We start from the raw sequence: 1163 nt of genomic DNA, 5'->3' as shown, positions 1-1163 counted from the left end.
TAGTACAGCGTTTTTGAATTTGTCATAGTGAGGTATGAGCCGTCCTCTTCGCTATCCAGTGACTTTGAGTGCTAAGCAAGAACAGACTCTGCACGGCATGACCATGAAGGGCAGTGGCAAGGCGCGGGTCATGACCCGCGCCCGGATTCTGCTGCTGGCCCATCGACAGGTCACGGACTCGGCCATCAAGGACGCCCTCGGTATCAGCGTCCAGATGGTGCAAGCGACCCGAAAACGCTTTGCCCTGGGGGGACTGGACGCGGCGCTGTTCGATGCGCCGCATACGGGGCGACCCGCGAAGTTCGACGGCAAAGACCGGGCGGCCATCACCGCGCTGGCGTGCAGTGAGGCGCCCGAAGGTCACGCACAATGGAGTATTCGCTTGCTGGCAGAGAAGGCTGTGGAGCTGAACTTGGTCGACCACATCGCTCCGTCGACGGTGTTCTACATTCTGAAAAAAACGCGGTCCAGCCGCACCGCAAAAGGCAGTGGTGCATCGCGCACCTGACGGCGAATTTCCTCTGCGAGATGGAACGCGTTCTGGACGTGTACTCTCGGCCCTACGACGACCGTTTTCCCGTGTTGTGCTTCGATGAGCAACCCTGCTTCCTGATCGGTGACGTCATGGCCCCGGTTCCGATGGAACCGGGGCGAGTCGCCAAACAAGACTACGAATACCAGCGCTTTGGGAGCGCGGCTGTGTTGCTGGCCGTCGAGCCGAAAACAGGCCGACGGTTTGTCCAGGTCTGTGCCCGACGGACCGCCGAGGAGTACACCGCCTTCATGCAGAACCTGGAACGGGCCTATCCAGCAGCCGTCCAGATCACCCTGGTTCAGGACCACCTCAATACGCATCACGGCGGCAGTTTCTACAAGTTCATGTCGCCACAGGCGGCCCACCGGTTGGTGGGCCGCTTCGAGTGGGTCTACACGCCCAAACATGCCTCGTGGCTGAACATGGCAGAACTGGAATTCAGTGCCCTTCAGCGGCAGTGCTTGAACCGGCGTATTCCAGTGCTGGAACGGCTTCGGTCGGAAGTCGAGGCTTGGGTGGCAGCGCGTTCACGCGCGGGCGTCACCCTCAACTGGCAGTTCTCCACCCAGGTCGCCCGCCGGACGCTAGGACGGCACTACGAAGCCATTCGTATTAAATGAACGCTGTA

The 1163-nt window shown here is 60.4% G+C and carries 1 protein-coding gene and 1 pseudogene; both read left to right on the top strand.

Features of this window, described 5'->3' with window-relative positions:
* Positions 1-34 precede the first annotated feature (34 nt).
* A pseudogene (locus L1280_RS15640) lies at positions 35-430 on the top strand (helix-turn-helix domain-containing protein); the annotation flags it as partial.
* The gene (locus L1280_RS15635; RefSeq protein ID WP_104992216.1) at positions 370-1155 is read left to right on the top strand and encodes an IS630 family transposase; all 786 of its coding nucleotides are present in this window, start codon (positions 370-372) and stop codon (positions 1153-1155) included. The pseudogene L1280_RS15640 and the gene L1280_RS15635, both read left to right, overlap by 61 nt.
* The last annotated feature ends 8 nt before the right edge of the window (positions 1156-1163 follow it).

The organism is Deinococcus sp. HSC-46F16, assembly GCF_024171495.1.
In the GTDB taxonomy this organism is placed as follows: Bacteria; Deinococcota; Deinococci; order Deinococcales; family Deinococcaceae; genus Deinococcus.
Note: the sequence above shows the minus strand (reverse complement) of the source record. Positions and strands in the feature narration are given on the sequence as shown.

Excerpts from the sequence above, each read along its gene's own strand:
- L1280_RS15635 (WP_104992216.1), top strand. The coding sequence starts at position 370 with ATGGAGTATTCGCTTGCTGGCAGAGAAGGCTGTGGAGCTGAACTTGGT.